The organism is Paraburkholderia hospita, from assembly GCF_002902965.1.
Lineage (GTDB): Bacteria > Pseudomonadota > Gammaproteobacteria > Burkholderiales > Burkholderiaceae > Paraburkholderia > Paraburkholderia hospita.
Map to the genome: position 1 here is coordinate 1,861,020 of NZ_CP026107.1, position 18,235 is coordinate 1,879,254.

Consider the following 18,235-nt stretch of genomic DNA (forward strand, 5'->3'; position numbering starts at 1 on the left):
AGCGCGCCCGTTCGGGTCACGACTTCTTCGGCAGATTCGACGGCGTGTACTGACGATGATCCGGCTTGTTCGGCAGATCGCATCCCACCTTGCCGAGCCAGTACGGCTGCACGTCGTCCCAGACCTTCGGGATATCGACGGAATGATCGTCCTTCACATGCACGAGATAGATCGTATGGCTCGCGTGATGGCTCTTCGGGTCGATGCAGACTTTGCCCTGTGCGCCTTCCGTGCAGATGCCGCCGCTCTCCAGCGCCTTGCGCACGGCATCCTGATTGGTGGACTTCGCCTTTTCGGCTGCCGCCTTGTAGAGATAGATGGCGTCGTAGGCGTTGGCGGCTTCCTGATTGATGTACGGCTCGTTCGGGAACTTCGCGTGAAAGCGCTTCTTGAAGTCGTTGCTGGCGGGCGTATCGACTTCCTCGACATAGTTCGCGGTCACGTACATGTCCTTCAATGCAGGCGGTTTGAAGCGCTTGTGCTCATACGCCTGACCGACGTTCACCGAACTCGCCATCGGCAGATTCAGATGTGCCGAGGCCTGCTGCTCGTAGTACGACGCCTGATTCGCGCCGACCAGCAAGGTCACGACAAAATCGGGCTTGGCCTTCTGGATGTTCTGGATCGTCTGACCGAATTGCGATACCGACAGCGGGATGAACTCCTCGCCCACCATCGTGCCGCCGTTCTCCTTCACGATGTTGCGCACCCATTCGGCGGAAATCTGCCCGAAGTTGTAGTCGGCGGCGATCGTGTACACCTTCTTGCCGAACTTCTGCATCATCCACGGAATCAGCGTCGAGAACTGCTGCTCGGGCACGGCGCCTGTTACGAAGGTATTGGTGTCGCACACACCGCCCTCGTATTGGTTGTCGTACCAGTAGAGTTGATGCGCGCGATCCATGATGGGACGAATCGCTTCACGCGAAGCGCTGGAGAACGCGCCGAAGATCACGTCCGGCTTGTCGGTCTGAACCAGGCGCCGCGCGAGTTCCTGGAACTTGGTGTTATCCGATTGCGTGTCGTACGCGATGAGCTGGATCGGGCGGCCCAGGATGCCGCCCTTCGCGTTGATTTCGTCGACGGCGAGCTGCGTGGCGTGAATCTTCGGGATGGTCGCGAGCGCGAAGTTGCCCGACGCGTCTTCGAGCAGGCCGATTTTCACGGGTTCGGCGGCATCCGTGACATTCGCGACAAGCGAAGTGACTGCAAGTCCTGCAATGAAGGCCAGACGCATCCAGCCGGACGGCTTAAGCAACATGCGGATTCTCCAGAAATGGGCTCGAACTCCCCAAAATGCGAACAAAAAAAAGCCCCCTGACGAACACACGGTTCGTCAGGGGGCTTCTGTGCCGGATCCTCGGGCGGACATCTTTGTCGGGCCGCGAGGAATGGATGCAGTCTAAAGCGCCGAATTTTCTGTTGTCAACGCTGATCAAAAATCCTTCTGCCGTCCGCGCGCTCGTGGAACCTGGCTTTACAAGCGCTCGATCAGCCGCGCGTCGCCATGCTCGCAGTACGCGTGACATGCGGTGCGTGCAGCGTTCGCCGCGCCGTGCACGAACAACGGCGCGTCCGAGCGGCGCGACATCGACACCACGATCGAAGGCGGCGACGGTTGCAACGGCAACTCAACCACTTCGCCGCGCGCGATCAATTCGTCGACAAAAAGGCGCGGAATGGCCGCGACGCCAAAACCGTCGCGCACCAGTTGCACGATCACCGAGATCGACGGCGAACCCGTGATGCGGGTGTCGGCGAGCGGCACGCCATTCGCGAGCGCAAGCTTGCTGACGATGTCTTCGAGCGCGCGATGCGGCGCGGTTCCGCGGCCGAACGTCAGAATGGGATGCCGCAACACGCGCTTTGCGAGCCCGCTGCGAGACAACGGCAACAGACCCGCGCGCGCGATCCAGTGAACGGGGTAATTGGCGAGCGCGTCGCACACGACCGATTCCTCATCGCTGCCCTCCACGCGAATGATCAGATCGAGTTCTCCCGCCATCAGGCGGCGCTGCAGCACCACGCTCACGTCCACCGCGAGATCCACCTCGAGTTGTGGATAGTCGGTGGCGAGCATGCGCATGTAGTCGGCGAGCCAGCTGTGCACGACGGTTTCGATCACGCCCAGGCGCAGCTTGCCGCGCATCGCGCCTTCGTTGGAAGCGGCCGCCTGCAACTGGCGCGTCGCCTCGACCACGGCTTTCGCGTAGCCGAGCAGGTAGTCGCCGTTCGGCGTGAGGCGGAATTCGCGGCTGTCGCGATCGACCAGCACGGTCTGCAATTCATCTTCGAGCGCCTTCAGACGCTGGGAGATCGCAGCGGGCGTGGCATGCAGCGCCGTTGCCGTCGTGCGAAAGCTGCGCAACTTCGCGAGCGTGACGAATGTTTCGAGAAAGCGAGTGTTCATGGCGCGAAGCGCTTCAAAAAAAGCGACGTGACTCGGGAAAACCCGCGGATTCGTTAAGAAATTCTATTCGTGGACAGCAAAGAAAACTAGTTGGCGTCAAATTTTCTTCTTTTCTATGCTTTGCCTGACGGTACGCAATTCGATGTGTGATGCGCGCGCCGCCAACCGAAAACATTCAGAAGCCCGCCCGACCATGACTCCATCCGAATTCCGCCAGGCCGTTCGTCACGGCGACTTCCGCGGCCCGACAGCCGGACATTGCGGCGAGTACGCGCAGGCCAATCTCGCGATACTGCCCGCCGCGCACGCGCATGATTTCCTGCGCTTCTGCCATGCAAATCCGAAACCGTGCCCGCTGCTGGGCGTCGGCGAACCGGGCGACTTCCGCGTGCCTGTGCTTGGCCGCGACATCGATATCCGCACCGATGTGCCGGCCTACAACGTCTATCGCGACGGCGTGCTGAGCGAGCGCGTCGACTCCATTGAAGCGCTCTGGCAGGACGATTTCGTCGTGTTCGCGATCGGCTGCTCGTTTTCGTTCGAGCACATGCTCGCGCTCGAAGGCATTGGGCTGCGCCACGTCGAAGAGGGACGCAACGTGCCGATGTACCGCACGCATATCGCCAACCGGCGCGCAGGCGTGTTCGGCGGCGAACTCGTGGTGTCGATGCGCCCGATGCGCGGCGCCGACGCGATTCGCGCCGTGCAGATCACGAGCCGCTTTCCAGGCGTGCACGGTGCGCCCGTCCATATCGGCGACCCTGCGGAGCTTGGCATCGCCGATCTCGCGCGCCCCGACTTCGGCGACGCGGTAACGATCCGTGCGGGTGAACTGCCCGTCTACTGGGCGTGCGGCGTGACCCCGCAGACCGCGTTGATGGCGGCAAAGCTGCCTCTCGCGATCGCCCATGCACCGGGCCACATGCTGATGACGGATATCACGAACGCGTCGCTAGCCGTGTTCTGACAACCGCGGCGCGTTGCGCCGCATCGCTGGGCATCCCATTCGTTGAACGAGATCTGGCCGCGCCGACCAGAGGGGCTGGCTCATTCCTTTGAATCATTTTCAGGCGTGCGGGCGGCGCCGCACGTGCCCCAGGCGTCCCACACGCGTCGATCAACAGGAGCAACAGATGGACAGCAAGACACTCACGGCAATCGCTGACGAGCCCAGCGAAGCAGCCGGCGCCAGCCGGCTTTCATGGTACGCAGAAGCCGGTCCGCGCGCACGTCGTGCGTTCTGGAGCTGCAAGGTCGGCTACATGCTCGACGGCATGGACACGCAGATGCTCTCGTTCGTGATCCCGACGCTCGTCGCGACGTGGGGCATCACGCTCGCGGATGCGGGATTCATCGGCACGCTGACGCTGCTTTCGTCGGCGTTGGGCGGCTGGATCGCGGGCATATTGTCGGACCGCATCGGCCGCGTGCGCACGCTGCAGCTCACCGTGCTGTGGTTCGCCGTCTTCACCGGTCTATGCGGACTCGCGCAGAACTACGGCCAGTTGCTCGCCGCGCGCGCACTGATGGGTTTCGGCTTCGGCGGTGAATGGACTGCGGGCGCCGTGCTGATCGGCGAGGTGATTCGCGCACGCGACCGCGGCAAGGCCGTGGGCCTCGTGCAGTCCGGCTGGGCGCTCGGCTGGGGATTGGCCGCCCTGCTCTACGCCGTGCTCTTCTCGGCGATGGCGCCGGAAATCGCGTGGCGCGCGCTATTCCTGATCGGCCTCGTGCCCGCGCTTCTCGTGCTGGTGATCCGCCGCTATGTGAAGGAACCCGAAGTGTTCGAGCAGGCGAAGGCGATACGGCGCGACACCAACGATACACCGCGCTTCACTGAGATCTTCGCGCCGAAGCTGCTGTCCACGACGCTGCGCGCCGCGCTGCTCACGACGGGCGCGCAGGGCGGCTACTACGCGATCACCACGTGGCTGCCCACGTTCCTCAAGACGGAACGCCATCTCACGGTGATGGGCACGGGCGGCTACCTGGCGATGATCATCGTTGGCTCGTATATCGGCTACCTGTCGAGCGCGTGGCTGACGGACCGCATTGGCCGCAAGCCCAATTTCATTCTGTTCGCCGTCGGCTCGATGGCCATCGCGTTCGCCTACACGTCGCTGCCGCTGACGAATATGTCGATGCTCTGGCTCGGTTTTCCGCTTGGCTTCTTCGCCTCCGGCATCTTCTCGGGCATGGGCGCGTTTCTCACTGAACTCTTCCCCACCCGCGTGCGCGGTTCGGGACAGGGCTTCTGCTACAACGTCGGCCGCGCGATCGGCGCGCTGTTTCCCGTGCTGATTGGCTCGCTGTCGAAAGAGTTCGGCCTTGGCACCAGCATCGGTATTTTTGCGGTGGCCGCCTACGGCGTGCTGATTATCGCCGCCCTCACATTGCCCGAAACACGCGGACGCGAACTCGAATCCGCATGAACCCGGCACGCCCGATTGCGTGCTCATTCGATCACCCGTCTCCGCATTCCGACCTTATCTCTCATCGCACCATGAACCAAGATCACGTACCCGAAGCATGCACGCCGTCCCGCTGGCAATTCTGGATCGACCGGGGCGGCACCTTCACCGATATCGTTGCGCGTCGGCCGGATGGCTCGCTGACCACACACAAGGTGCTTTCCGAAAACCCCGAGCACTACCGCGACGCAGCCGTTGCGGGCATCCGTCATCTGCTCGGTTTGCGCGCCGGCGAAGCGATCACGCCACGCGATGTCGAGATGGTCAAGATGGGGACGACCGTCGCGACCAATGCCTTGCTCGAACGCAAGGGCGAACCCGTCGCGCTCGTGACCACGCGCGGCTTTCGCGACGTGCTGCGGATCGCGTACCAGAACCGTCCGCGCCTGTTCGACCTCGACATCGCGCTGCCCGAAGCGCTCTATCAGCGCGTGATCGAAATAGACGAGCGCGTGAGCGCACAAGGCGACCTTATCCTACCGCTCGATCTTCCTGCCACGGAAGCAGCCTTGCGCGAGGTCTTCGATGCAGGCATCCGCGCGCTCGCCATCGTGCTCGTTCATGGCTATCGGCACACCACGCATGAGCGCGAAGTCGCGGCGCTGGCGCGGTGCATCGGCTTTACGCAGGTCTCGGTTTCGCATGAGGTATCGCCGCTGATGAAGATGGTGTCGCGCGGTGACACGACAGTCGTCGACGCTTATCTGTCGCCTATCCTGCGCCGTTACGTCGATCAGGTGGCGAGCGAAATGCCAGGCGTGAATCTGCAGTTCATGCAGAGTAGCGGCGGCCTCACGCGTGCAGACCTGTTCCAGGGCAAGGACGCGATTCTTTCCGGCCCGGCCGGCGGCATCGTCGGCATGGTGCGCGCGGCGCAGGCGGCGGGCTTCGAGCACGTCATCGGCTTCGACATGGGCGGCACGTCCACTGACGTGTCGCACTTCAACGGCGAGTTCGAGCGTGTGTTCGAAACGCAGGTGGCGGGCGTGCGCATGCGTGCGCCGATGATGAGCATTCACACAGTAGCGGCAGGCGGCGGCTCGATACTCGGCTTCGACGGCGCGCGTCTGCGTGTCGGTCCCGCTTCGGCGGGTGCGAATCCCGGACCTGCCGCTTACCGGCGCGGCGGCCCGCTGACTGTGACCGACTGCAACGTCATGCTCGGCAAGATTCAGCCCGACTATTTCCCGCGTGTGTTCGGCCCGCACGCCAATGAGCCCCTCGATCGCGAAGCGGTGGCCACACGCTTTCGCGCACTCGCCGACGAAATCTGCGCGGCAACGGGCCAACGCCGCACGCCCGAAGAGATCGCAGAAGGCTATCTGGAGATCGCGATCGGCAGCATGGCGAACGCGATCAAGAAAATCTCGGTGCAGCGCGGCCACGACGTGTCGCAATACGTGCTCACGACGTTCGGCGGCGCAGGCGGCCAGCACGCATGCGGCGTGGCCGACGCGCTCGGCATGACGAGCGTGTTCGCGCATCCTCTCGCGGGCGTGCTGTCGGCGTTCGGCATGGGGCTCGCCGATCAGACCGCGATGCGCGAGCGCGCGCTCGAAATCGTGCTCGACGACACGTCGCTCGCATCCGTCGACGCGGCGCTCGATGCACTCGCCGATGAAGCAACCGGCGTGCTGCTCGATCAAGGCGTTGACGCTGCGCGCATTTCGACTGTGCGGCGCGTTCACCTGCGCTATCAGGGCACCGATTCGGCGCTCGCAGTCAACGCAGGCAGCGTGCAGTCGATGCGCGAGGCGTTCGAAGCCGCCTATCGGCAGCGCTACGCGTTCCTCATGGCGGATACGCCGCTTGTGGTGGAACTCGCGTCCGTTGAAGCAATCGGTCATTCGGATGCCCAGCCGGTGACAGGCAGCATCGCCGTTCGCCCTGCCGGCGACGCGCCCACGGCTGCCGCAGTGGTACGCATGTATTCGGGCGGCCGCTGGCACGACGCGTCGCTCTATTCGCGCGACACGCTGATGGCCGGTGACAAACTCGACGGCCCGGCCATCATCGCGGAGAAGAACGGCACGACCGTGGTCGAACCTGGCTGGCAGGCGGCGCTTACGGGCGACGGCAACATCGTGATGACGCGCGTGCTCGCGCTGCCGACGCGCCGCTCGATCGGCACGCAAGCCGACCCGGTGCGGCTCGAGATCTTCAACAACCTGTTCATGTCGGTGGCTGAGCAGATGGGGCTTCGCCTGCAGAACACCGCCTACTCGGTCAACATCAAGGAACGGCTCGACTTCTCGTGCGCGCTCTTCGACGCGGCCGGCAATCTGATTGCGAACGCGCCGCACATGCCCGTGCATCTGGGCTCGATGGGCGAAAGCATCCGAACCGTCATCGAACGCAATCGCGGCGCGATGCGCGACGGCGATGTGTTCATGCTCAACGATCCGTACCACGGCGGCACGCATCTTCCCGATGTGACAGTCATCACGCCCGTGTTCGCTGACGGCAGCGAGGCGCCGCTCTTCTATGTTGGTTCGCGTGGTCATCACGCGGATATCGGCGGTATTACACCAGGCTCGATGCCGGCCGCTTCGACGCATATCGAAGAAGAAGGCGTGCTGATCGACAACTGGCAGCTCGTTTCAGCCGGTGTGTTGCGCGATACCGAAACGCGCGCGCTGCTGGCGTCCGGCCGCTATCCCGCGCGCAACATCGTGCAAAACATGGCCGACCTGCGCGCGCAGGTCGCTGCCAACCAGAAAGGCGTGGACGAACTGCGCCGCATGGTCGCGCAATTCGGTCGCGACGTGGTGCTCGCTTTCATGCAGCACGTGCAGGACAACGCGGAAGAAGCGGTGCGTCGCGTGATCGGCGCGCTCAAGGACGGCGCATATCGGTATGCGCTCGATAACGGCGCGGTGATCGACGTTAAGATCCATGTCGATACTTCCACGCGCAGCGCAACGGTCGATTTCACGGGCACGTCCGCGCAACTGCCGAACAACTTCAACGCACCGAAGGCAGTCTGCATGGCGGCCGTGCTCTACGTGTTCCGCACGCTGGTGGGCGACGATATTCCGCTCAACGCCGGTTGCCTGAAGCCGCTTTCCGTGATCGTCCCGGAGGGTTCGATGCTCAATCCCGTCTATCCCGCTGCCGTCGTGTCGGGCAACGTCGAGACTTCATCTGCGATCACGAACGCGCTGTATGGCGCACTCGGTGTCGTGGCGTCGAGCCAGGGCACGATGAACAACTTCACGTTCGGCGATGCGCGCTACCAGTACTACGAGACGATCGCGGGCGGCAGTGGCGCGGGAGACGGTTTCAATGGCGTCGACGCCGTGCAGACGCATATGACCAACTCGCGCCTGACCGATCCTGAAGTGCTCGAATGGCGTTATCCCGTGCGGCTCGAATCGCATCTGATCCGCACCGGGTCGGGCGGTGCGGGACACTGGAGAGGCGGCAATGGCGCGATCCGGCGCATCCGTTTTCTCGCGCCGATGACGGCCTCGATTCTGTCGAACAACCGCATTCACGCGCCATTCGGCGCGGCGGGCGGAGGTGCGGGAAGACAAGGCAGCAATCGCGTCGAACGAGCGGATGGCGAGATCGTCGCGCTGGGCCATATCGCCAGTGTCGAGATGGCTGCGGGTGATGTGTTTGTTGTCGAGACGCCTGGCGGCGGTGGTTTCGGGCAGACTTGACGCGGGTTGCGGCGAGCCGTTGCGCAGCGCGGCTCGCGGTACGTTCTGAAGAGAAAGAGGGGCGCATGACCTTCAGCGCCCCTTCGCGGAAGATCGACGCATTGATATGTAGCGTCGATCTTCGAACATGCCTGTGCAGCACTGCCTTCAGTGCTGGATCATTCCGTTACCCCGAGCAGATGTTCAATGTGTTCTTCAACACGGGCACGCGCCTCGGTGATCGCGTGATCCGTGGTCCGGGAAACAAGCGGAAAGTCGAGACCATTGCCTTTGAATCTCCCCGCGTAGTGCACCCATGACCGATAGGCGAACACGCCTGAATCGCGCCGGACGAGGTTGATCGTGACGTCGTAGGTACGCTGCATGCCGCTCGCTCGCGTGTAGGGAAACTTGTGGACCTCCGAGTGAATCATGGATACCGCCTCCTGTTGTTCGATCGTGGCATGACGCTTCGTGCAGGCAAGCCGTATCTTTCCGGCTTCAAAGCGTCCTGATCGTTGAAGACAAAGCCGTCGCGTCTCAAAGAAGATCGGCCGCAGATCCGTGTCCGCAACCGTCTTTCTTTGACCGGATATCGCAGGGCGGCAACGGCATCGGTTCGTTGTCCGCGAATGCCGTGCCGCACCGCACGGCAAACGCAAAGGCCGATTGCCGGTTCGCGAAGTGACCCAGATCGCCAAGCGACGTCGCCTCGCCATCCTCTTCGAGAATAGCGACCCGGGCGACAAAGGTATTGCCGCTTCGTGCGACCGACGGCTGAATCGCTACACCGTGGTGATAGAAGTGCATATCGCCTCCTCAGACCCTTATATGGAGACCCCACGGCGGCATGGATTGCGCCAATGCTGTCGGGAAGTCCTGACGGTATTGTAAGGTATTTGTCAGTATTCGGGAATGGGATGCGGGTCGGCGCGGCATTGGGACGGCCGCGGGATTCGACGGATAACCGCAGAACTATCGGGAAGACATGGACTTACGCGCCTTCCCCAGAGCAGGTTTCGTTTGTGCACCCTCCTCTTCATCCGCCGCGAGCGGATTGGCCGTCCCCCTATCCACGCCATGCACTAACCGCTTCGCAAGCCGCGGCTGCCGCAACTGCTCCAGCCACCATTGCAACGCCCGTCCCTCGCGATCGCTACGCCACGCGACATACGAAACAGTCGGCTCGCGAGGATCAACCGTGGTCTTCTCCACCAATTCGCCGCGCTTCAGCAATGAAGCGACGCTTTGACGCGGCAGCCAGCCCACGCCCAGACCCGCGCGTTGCGCGAGGATTTTCGCTTGCATGGTCGGCACGGCCAGCGAAGTCTGGCCACCGATCACGCCATACACACGCCCAGCTGTCGTGCGCGACGAGTCGGCCACCACCACCGCGCGATGCTCGCGTATCTGCTCGCGTCGAAGTGGCTCTTCCACGCTCGAAAGAGGATGCCGCGCAGCCACTGCGAACACCCATTCGATCGTGCCCAGCTCGAACCAGTGCAGCCCGGGAATCGCAGGAGGTTCGTTGGTCGCGCCCACGATCAGGTCCGCGCGGCCATCGCGCAACGCTTCCCACGTGCCGCTCAACACCTCGTGTGTGACGCGCAACTGCACACCCGAGTCGAGCGCATCGAAACTGCGTATGACGGGCATCAGCAGTTCGAACTCGATGATCTCGTCCGTGACGATCCAGAGGCGATCTTCCCAGCCGCTTGCGATCTGCCGTACGCGCTGCGTCATCCGCGACATGTCGAGCATCAAACGGGCGGCTTCGTCGGCGAGCACCTGGCCTGCGGGTGTCAGTTGCAGCCGGTAGCGGCGCCGATCGAACAGCAACGCATCAAAGCGTGTTTCCAGTTGCCGCGCGGCGTGCGACACCGTCGACACTGCCTTGCCGAGCCGCACCGCCGCGCGTGACAGGCTGCCCGTTTCACGAATCGCCTCGAGCAGCGCCAATTCGTCTTCAGACAACATGTTCGACTCCATCGAAGGTGTTCATCGGCCAGATCGTACGGCAAACGGGGAGTTTGAGTTCAGCATGTGACTATGCGACCTGGAGACGGGCTCAAACGCACGTGGCTCCCCGCACATCTGCGGGGACTGCAATACATGGAGCGACCAGGCTGCGCATTCGCTGCGATCTCACCGATGTCCTCATCAAGGAAACACCATGCTTCAGTTCTACTTCCACCCGACGCCCAATCCCTTCAAGGTGGCGCTTTTGCTCGAAGAGCTTGAAACGCCATTCGAGCTTTCCCCTGTCGATACCTTCAAGGGAGAACAACACGCGCCGGCATACCGGAAGATCAATCCGAACGGCAAGGTGCCAGCCATCGTCGATGACGGTGTGACCGTGTTCGATTCGCACGCGATTCTTCTGCACCTCGGCGCAAAACATGGGAAGTTCGTGCCGTCCGCAGCGTCCGAGCGTGCCGCGATGCTCTCGTGGCTCCAGTTCGTCGCGACGGGGCTGTCGCCGTTTTCGGGCCAGGCCGTGCACTTCCTGCACCATGCACCGGAACCTCTGCCGTATGCGCGCAACCGCTATCTGAAGGAAGTCGAGCGTCACTATCGCGTTCTCGATGAGCGTCTCGAGACCTCGAAGTATCTGGCCGGCGACACGTACTCGATCGCCGACATCGCGCTGTGGGGCTGGGCGAATTTTGCTGGCTATATCTTCGGCGAGAAGGGACTTAGCGACTATCCGCACGTCAAGCGTCTGGTCGATGAGATCTCGGCGCGTCCGGCGGCAGTCCGCGCGTTGGCGCTGAAAGACCGGCTCACGTTCAAGGCCGAGTTTGATGAAGAGACCCGCCGTGCGCTGTTCCCGCAGAACGCCTCGCTCACGGTCTAAACAAGCCGCGAGAACCGCCGCGCTTGCCACCTGAAATGGCGAGTGCCGGCGCGTTGCAGATCGATGCTGTAGTGTTACAGCTTTCCTGTTCCCTGTTCTCGCGGCCGACATCGCAGATACCGGCTAACTGAATCCACAGCTATGAAAAAGATTGGTTTTCTCTCTTTTGGTCACTGGGCCAATTCTCCGGGTTCACAGGCACGATCGGCAGCCGATGTACTTCTGCAATCCATCGACCTCGCCGTCGCCGCCGAAGCACTCGGCGCGGATGGTGCCTTCTTTCGCGTCCATCATTTCGCTCAACAGCTTGCGTCCCCTTTTCCCCTGCTCGCCGCGATCGGCGCCAAGACGCGCACGATCGAGATTGGAACGGGTGTCATCGACATGCGCTACGAGAATCCGCTCTACATGGCCGAAGATGCTGGCGCAGCCGATCTGATTGCTGGTGGACGGTTGCAGCTCGGTATTAGCCGAGGCTCGGGCGAACAGGTTATCGATGGCTGGCGCCACTTCGGGTACGCGCCAAACGAAGGCGAGACGCACGCCGATCTGGCACGCCGTCACACAGAAGTGTTTTATGAAGTGCTGCGAGGTAAGGGTTTTGCACAGCCGAATCCCCGCCCCATGTTTGCCAACCCGCCGGGACTTCTACGCGTCGAGCCGCATTCCGAAGGCCTTCGCGAGCGCATCTGGTGGGGTTCGGGTTCCAACGCGACGGCCGTCTGGGCCGCGAAGATGGGCATGAACCTGCAGACCTCCACACTGAAGAACGACGAAACGGGCCGCCCGCTTCACATCCAGCAAGCCGAGCAGATCCAGGTTTACCGTGATGCATGGAAAGAGGCGGGGCATACGCGAGCGCCGCGTGTGTCTGTCAGCCGGAGTATCTTCGCTCTCGTGAATCAGCAGGACCGCATGTATTTCGGCCGGGGCACGCAGAGCAACGACACGATCGGCTTTCTCGACGACGATATCCAGAAGATCTTTGGCCGGAATTACGCTGCGGAGCCCGATGTCCTCATCAAGGAACTGGCAAAAGACGAAGCAATCGCAGCAGCCGATACGTTGCTACTCACCGTGCCTAACCAGTTGGGCGTCGAGTACTGCGCGCACGTCATCGAATCGATTCTCACGCATGTCGCTCCCGGTCTCGGTTGGCGCTAAGGCGCGAAAGAATCGTCAGAAACAGGTCTAGTCATTTCTGACGATGATTGAAGATACACGCAGGCCGCGGCGCGGCGGGTTTCCGGCCAAATTAGGCAGATTTTGAGCCAGAAAAAAGACCCTGGCGCACACTTCCTTTTGCCGCAACGGCCATCAATTCGATCAGATGTTCAAGTACATCAGGTCGTAGCGGCCTCAATTTCTCAAGGCGTAAGAACCTTCACATCACTCCGACGAGCCTTGTCCGATAAGGCGAAGTCGATGTTGAAGCACGCCCGGCGCATCGAACCCGCCCTCTCCTTTTAGCGGCTGCACACGCACAGATTCACTGTCCAGTGCAGCCGTGCAAGCCTTGCTGTTGGCTGTCATTTGTTCCTTCCGCGCAAGACTGTTTGTCCGACGTGGATATTCGACCTCCGAGTTCGTACGCCTACATTGTGTCTATTGGAGCGGTCGGCACGAGGCGTAAAAGCCGAACAACCAACGTTCGACAACATAGGGCGGCGTGGCACGGACAGCGCCCGCAGCCCTCGATAGGAGCATGTAATGAGCGAAGCAGATAAAAGCGCTGTGCGCGAGTTGAGTCATTTCATCGACGGTCAGCGCGCCGCTGGTGCGGGCCAGCGGTTTGGCGAGGTATTCGATCCGGCGCAAGGCCGGGTGACGGCCCGCGTGCCCGTCGCAACATCCGCTGAAGTCGAAGCCGCCGTCGCGGCCGCGAAAGCCGCGTTCCCGGCATGGAGCGAAACCGCACCGCTCAAACGCGCCCGTTTGATGTTCAAGTTCAAGGAACTGCTCGAGGCGCACGCGGACGAACTCGCCGAACTCATCACGCGCGACCACGGCAAACTGTTTGAGGACGCAAAGGGCGAAGTGGTGCGCGGCATCGAAATCGTCGAATTCGCGTGCGGCATCCCGCAGTTGCTCAAGACAGACTTCACTGATTCAGTCAGCGGCGGCATCGACAACTGGAATCTGCGTCAGCCCATCGGCGTGGCCGCTGGCGTCACGCCGTTCAATTTTCCGATGGTGGTGCCCTGCTGGATGTTCGTGATGGCGGCCGCGTGCGGCAACACGTTCATTCTTAAACCTTCGGAGCGCACGCCGTCAGCATCGATCCGGCTTGCCGAGTTGTTCATCGAAGCTGGCTTTCCCAAAGGCGTGTTCAATGTCGTGCATGGCGACAAGACCGTCGTCGATGCGCTGATCGCACACCCCGATGTGGCCGCGATGTCTGTCGTTGGCTCGACACCCGTCGCTGAATACATCTACAGCGAAAGCGCCAAGCGCGGCAAGCGCGTGCAGGCGCTGGGCAGTGCGAAAAACCATCTGGTCGTGATGCCTGATGCCAATCTCGATCAAGCGGTCGATGCTCTGATCTCGTCGGCATATGGTTCGGCGGGCGAGCGCTGCATGGCAACGTCCGTCGCGGTGGCAGTGGGAAGTATCGGCGATGAACTGATCGAGCGTCTCGCGCCGCGCGTGCGTTCGCTCAGGATCGGCGGCGGCATGGAGCCCGATCTGGACATGGGACCGCTCATCAGCGCCGCGCATCGCACCAAGGTAACGGGCTATATCGAGGCGGGCGTCGCGGCGGGTGCCAGGCTCGTCGTCGATGGTCGCGGCCATACCGTATCCGGCCATGAGGAAGGCTTCTTTCTCGGCGGCTCGCTCTTCGACGACGTGAAGGCCGATATGAGCATCTATCGGGAAGAGATTTTCGGACCGGTCCTCTCGGTTGTCCGCGTGCCCGATCTCGCCAGTGCGATCGCGCTCGTCAACGCGCACGAACTGGGGAACTGCGTATCGCTCTTCACATCCGACGGCGCCGCTGCACGCGCGTTCTCCCGGCAGATTCAGATTGGCATGGTGGGCATCAACATCCCGAGTCCGGTGCCGCCGGCGTGGCATTCGTTCGGTGGCTGGAAGCGGTCGCTGTTCGGCGATCATCACGCGTATGGCGAAGAAGCTGTGCGCTTTTACACGCACTACAAGAGCGTGATGCAGCGCTGGCCGGATAGCATCGCCACAGGTGTCGAATTCACGATGCCAGCAGCGAAGTAAATCGGAGCGTCGCAGCGGGCATGGTCGGTTTCGTGCCCGCTGCGCTTTCAAAGCTGGAACGACTGACGTTGCAGCCCGCTGGCAACGAGCGCGATATGACAGTCCAGATGATAGTGCGGCTCAAAGCGAAACTCGGCGAACCGGGCTGTGCTAAGGATCAAACCGGGAATGTCAGCTAAGTGACTGTACTTGACTTCTTCGGACACGCTCACCCCCCATTCACCGTCGCCACCGCAGCCGCCAACACCAGAACGATCAATCAACCGTCGATCGCGCGTCGCAAATGCGCGATGCATTGCGGCATGCGGTCGGTTCTAAGTCGAGCATCACGAATGAGTATACCGGGTCCCTCAACCCGGCCAATTTCCATCCAGCATGGCATCCAATCGCCAAGGTAAGGCTCTACAGTCGAGAACGACGTCCAAATTGAATTCCAAACGGAATATGCTTCAAAAGGTATATGTTGTTGACGACGGATAATCGTACGTTTAAGTTTCTGCTTTGCAATTAAAAAAATCTACAAAGTGGCTTCAGCTCAATACGATGAAAGGCGACCTGTTTCCGTCACGCTCGCCGGTATTACGCACACGGGTTCATATCGGGTGCTCGAAGGAACCGTCATCGTCTATTCAGGTGCGGATATCCGGTCCGCCCAGTGCGGAATGGATCGTCCGGAGACAGTTGCTCGTTGGGTATTGCTCGACATGTGCAAGAAAGCCGAGGCGAAGAAGCGCAAAGACGACAGCGGACGCAACCAGTTGCGCCCCGCTTGAGCCAGGCGGTTGCTACGCTTTTGCCGAAAGCGCATCAACACGCCCCCGGTCGCCCAAGAATGCGAGCGTGAGAGCCGTCAGGCCGCATAGCGCGATCAGTGCCAGTAGCGCGTCCTTGCCGGCGTGCACCAATACCCACCCGCCCACAGACGGAAAGCCGAACACCCCGACGAAGTACGCCGCAACGAACCATGTCAGTGCGGCGCGACGATGCATGGCGGCGGAATCGTTGACCGCCTGGGTCTGGATGACCGGATAGGCAAGCCCGTATCCTGTGCCAAGCAGGACGGCTGCCGCTGGATGAGCCGATACATGGTACGGCACCGCGAACATCGCTGCGATGCCCAGCACCATCATGACGAGCAGCACCTTCGTTGCAGTTTCGCGGCGCAAATTGATGACCAGTCGGGAAAATGTCCAGCGTACGGTCACGACGGTTATCGCGTACAGACTGAAGAAGGTGGTTGCTTGCGCATGCGTTCCCTGCACCAGCGACATCTGAAACGTCATCAAGCCTGAGAAGACGCAGGCGCCCAGCGCGACCATGATGATCGGGTACATCGCACGCGTTCGCGCAATTGCGCCGATACCACGCCACCATCTGTCCTGTACCGGCGGCACGGACGAAAGGGGCGACAACCGGGCGAACATTTCCAGTATCACCGACGCGACCACACAAAGGCCGCTGACCGTATAGAGCACACTGCTGAGCGACCAGTGCAACGAATGTATGGCGACGCCCGCCAGCGCCGGGCAGCCGCCGATTCCCGCCATCTGGAAAGTGCCAAAGCGCAGAAACCAGTAACCCCGGTCCGAATCATTGGTTCGCTCGGCGAGCGACATCGGCGCCGCGAGATAGAACGCGCCCCAGCCTAAACCCACGAGAAACGCTGGAATCGCATCGAGCACGCTGACGCGCTCGATCACTGCGAAACCCGCGACGCCCATGCCCACGCATAACGCCGCAAGCGAGGCCATCCGCGCCGCGCCGACGCGGTGATGCGAAAGCCAGCCAACAAGCGGAACGCCGACAAAGGTACCCACCATCGCACCTACGAGCGTGAGCCCGGTGTCGACGTCATTGCCGCCGATGTACCTGAAGCGCATCGAAAGAAGAAAGGTCCCGCCGTATCCTGCCGCCGTGAGCAGGGTACCAACGAGAACGAGAAAGCCAATGAATGGACGCATGAAAGAGAGGGCCGGGTGACCAGTAACAATCGGGCAGTCGTCAATCGCAGGAGCGAGTATGTACCATCGCGGCATCGGACTGCCTGGATGCTACGGCACACGCCAGCGATTCTCGACGGTCCGCGTCACAGCAACGACCGCAGTGAAACAGATGAATCCGCGAGCCGCGCTTCGTCCATGATGGCACCTGCCGAAATCAACCGCCTGCATGCGCCGATCTCGCGTCCCGCATTGACGGCAATCGCCGCCCTCATCCGCGTCGTGTCGTCCAGCGCCATGACACAGAACGAACCGGTGACAGCGTCCCCACGGGTGACGAGACGATGCTGCGGCTCCACGATGCCCAGCGTCTGCACATTGCAGTCGAACTGATCGGACCAGAGCCACGGCAGCTCTGCGTATATCGCACGACCGCCTAGCATGTTCTCCGCCGCGACGACGGGCTGGTTCTCTGCCACCTGCCAGGATTCGATCCTGACACTGCGGCCAAGCAACGGATTGGCGTGCATCGTCACCTCGCCTGCCGCGAAGATCGCAGGGTCGCTGGTACGGCACTGCTCATCGACCACGACGCCGTTGCGGACTTCAAGCCCGCAGGCTTCCGCGAGTTCGACGTTCGGCACGACGCCGATTCCGACTACGACGACATCCGCACTGATGGCGCCCGCATCGCTCTGGATGGATGCACATCCGTTCTCGTACGCGATTGCAGCCGGCATCGTGCCGAGACGCAGTTCGACGCCGTTTCGCTCGTGCAAAGCCGCAATGTGTTGTGCCACGCTCTCCGGCAGCGCGCGTTGCAGCAGCGCCGGCGCAGGCTCGATCACCGTCGCCCTGCAGCCTGCCTGGGTCGCGGCGGCGGCCACTTCGAGCCCGATAAAGCCGCCGCCCAGGATAGCAACACGCTTGCCCGGCGAAAGAACGGCGCGCAGCGCCCGCGCGTCGGCGAGCGTGCGGACATAGTGCAGTTGCACGCGTTCATCCACAGGGCCGCTGAACCGGCGCACACGCGACCCCGTCGCGAGCAGCAGCCTGTCATAGCCGACATCGCTGCCATCGCGCAGCCGCACGCATGCCCGCGTCCGGTCGATTTCGACGACGGCAGACGACAGACGCAAATCGATCCGCTGCGCCGCATACCAGTCATGCTGCCGGATGAAAGCCTTCCGCTCGCCTTCTTCGGAGGTCAGCGCGTCTTTCGACAATACCGGGCGGTCATACGGCGCATGCGGTTCGTCGCCGAACATGACGATGTCCACGTCCGCGTTCATTGCGCGCAGCGTCTCCGCCGCGCGCCGTGCCGCATGCCCCGCACCCACGATCACGTGCCGTTCATTCGACATTGACTTCCACCCTCGCCTCGACGATACGGATCGGGAATGCGCGCACCGCCTCCGTGATGGGCGCGCAACGCGCCGCACCCGTGCGGATGTCGATCAGCCCCTGATGCAGCGGACATTCGACGCAGCCGTCTTCCACATACCCTTCCGAGAGCCGCGCATGTCCGTGCGTGCAGAGATCGTTCAACGCGAACACCTCGTCGCCGATACGAAACACCGCAATCTGACGATCGCCTGCGAACACGGCCGCCGGCTCGCCTTCGGCAAAGTCATCGAGCGTGCCGATGGTCTGCCAGTTGTCAATCTTCGCTTCCATGTCCGCTC

16 protein-coding genes are annotated in these 18,235 nt (G+C 62.1%); 7 read left to right on the top strand and 9 right to left on the bottom strand.

All coding sequences use genetic code 11. The annotated features are described in order from the left end of the window. Positions 1–16: 16 nt before the first annotated feature. Both C2L64_RS41700 and C2L64_RS41705 read right to left on the bottom strand, forming a co-directional pair. Positions 17–1,261: an urea ABC transporter substrate-binding protein gene (locus C2L64_RS41700; RefSeq protein ID WP_007577478.1), complete on the bottom strand. Its 1,245-nt coding sequence runs from the start codon at positions 1,259–1,261 to the stop codon at positions 17–19. 216 nt (positions 1,262–1,477) lie between these two features. Then, on the bottom strand, positions 1,478–2,410 hold the full coding sequence (locus C2L64_RS41705) for a LysR family transcriptional regulator (RefSeq protein WP_007577479.1): 933 nt from the start codon (positions 2,408–2,410) through the stop codon (positions 1,478–1,480). 142 nt (positions 2,411–2,552) lie between these two features. On the opposite strand from C2L64_RS41705, the gene C2L64_RS41710 reads away from it, so the two are divergent. From C2L64_RS41710 to C2L64_RS41720, 3 genes are all read left to right on the top strand, one after another. Beyond that, entirely contained in the window at positions 2,553–3,377 is an 825-nt protein-coding gene (locus tag C2L64_RS41710; RefSeq protein ID WP_256211441.1) for a putative hydro-lyase, read from the top strand. A gap of 166 nt (positions 3,378–3,543) precedes the next feature. Next, positions 3,544–4,842, top strand: a complete 1,299-nt coding sequence (locus C2L64_RS41715; protein ID WP_007577481.1) for an MFS transporter — start codon at positions 3,544–3,546, stop codon at positions 4,840–4,842. A gap of 71 nt (positions 4,843–4,913) precedes the next feature. Further along, entirely contained in the window at positions 4,914–8,546 is a 3,633-nt protein-coding gene (locus C2L64_RS41720) for a hydantoinase B/oxoprolinase family protein (RefSeq protein WP_007577482.1), read from the top strand. Between the two features lie 158 nt (positions 8,547–8,704). Here the strand turns inward: C2L64_RS41720 and C2L64_RS41725 are convergent, their stop codons facing one another. The 3 genes from C2L64_RS41725 to C2L64_RS41735 all read right to left on the bottom strand — a co-directional run bounded on the left by C2L64_RS41725 (position 8,705) and on the right by C2L64_RS41735 (position 10,502). After that, on the bottom strand, positions 8,705–8,959 hold the full coding sequence (locus tag C2L64_RS41725) for a hypothetical protein (RefSeq protein WP_007577483.1): 255 nt from the start codon (positions 8,957–8,959) through the stop codon (positions 8,705–8,707). A gap of 106 nt (positions 8,960–9,065) precedes the next feature. Next, complete coding sequence (locus C2L64_RS41730; protein ID WP_007577484.1) at positions 9,066–9,335, bottom strand: hypothetical protein; 270 nt, start codon at positions 9,333–9,335, stop codon at positions 9,066–9,068. 165 nt (positions 9,336–9,500) lie between these two features. Further along, positions 9,501–10,502, bottom strand: coding sequence for a LysR family transcriptional regulator (locus C2L64_RS41735; protein WP_039899773.1), 1,002 nt, complete (start codon positions 10,500–10,502; stop codon positions 9,501–9,503). Positions 10,503–10,698: 196 nt separating this feature from the next. Here C2L64_RS41735 and C2L64_RS41740 point away from each other — a divergent pair, with 196 nt between their 5' ends. The 3 genes from C2L64_RS41740 (at position 10,699) to C2L64_RS41750 (ending at position 14,610) form a co-directional block, all read left to right on the top strand. After that, positions 10,699–11,382, top strand: coding sequence for a glutathione S-transferase family protein (locus C2L64_RS41740; protein ID WP_007577486.1), 684 nt, complete (start codon positions 10,699–10,701; stop codon positions 11,380–11,382). Positions 11,383–11,523: 141 nt separating this feature from the next. Next, positions 11,524–12,546 (top strand): LLM class flavin-dependent oxidoreductase, encoded by a 1,023-nt coding sequence (locus C2L64_RS41745; RefSeq protein WP_007577487.1) that lies wholly within the window; start codon positions 11,524–11,526, stop codon positions 12,544–12,546. Between the two features lie 546 nt (positions 12,547–13,092). Continuing rightward, the gene (locus C2L64_RS41750; RefSeq protein WP_039899775.1) at positions 13,093–14,610 is read left to right on the top strand and encodes a CoA-acylating methylmalonate-semialdehyde dehydrogenase; all 1,518 of its coding nucleotides are present in this window, start codon (positions 13,093–13,095) and stop codon (positions 14,608–14,610) included. A 47-nt stretch (positions 14,611–14,657) separates the two neighbouring features. Here C2L64_RS41750 and C2L64_RS53665 read toward each other — a convergent pair whose 3' ends face one another. Further along, positions 14,658–14,906, bottom strand: coding sequence for a hypothetical protein (locus C2L64_RS53665; RefSeq protein WP_131542580.1), 249 nt, complete (start codon positions 14,904–14,906; stop codon positions 14,658–14,660). Positions 14,907–15,134: 228 nt separating this feature from the next. Here C2L64_RS53665 and C2L64_RS41755 point away from each other — a divergent pair, with 228 nt between their 5' ends. After that, positions 15,135–15,383, top strand: a complete 249-nt coding sequence (locus C2L64_RS41755) for a hypothetical protein (RefSeq protein ID WP_238554528.1) — start codon at positions 15,135–15,137, stop codon at positions 15,381–15,383. 12 nt (positions 15,384–15,395) lie between these two features. On the opposite strand, the gene C2L64_RS41760 is transcribed toward C2L64_RS41755, so the two are convergent. The 3 genes from C2L64_RS41760 to andAb all read right to left on the bottom strand — a co-directional run bounded on the left by C2L64_RS41760 (position 15,396) and on the right by andAb (position 18,227). After that, entirely contained in the window at positions 15,396–16,571 is a 1,176-nt protein-coding gene (locus tag C2L64_RS41760) for an MFS transporter (protein WP_086910273.1), read from the bottom strand. 125 nt (positions 16,572–16,696) lie between these two features. Further along, positions 16,697–17,914, bottom strand: a complete 1,218-nt coding sequence (andAa, locus tag C2L64_RS41765) for an anthranilate 1,2-dioxygenase system ferredoxin--NAD(+) reductase (RefSeq protein WP_007577493.1) — start codon at positions 17,912–17,914, stop codon at positions 16,697–16,699. Further along, the gene (andAb, locus tag C2L64_RS41770; protein ID WP_007577495.1) at positions 17,904–18,227 is read right to left on the bottom strand and encodes an anthranilate 1,2-dioxygenase ferredoxin subunit AndAb; all 324 of its coding nucleotides are present in this window, start codon (positions 18,225–18,227) and stop codon (positions 17,904–17,906) included. Before andAb ends, andAa begins: the two co-directional genes overlap by 11 nt. Positions 18,228–18,235: the final 8 nt, after the last annotated feature.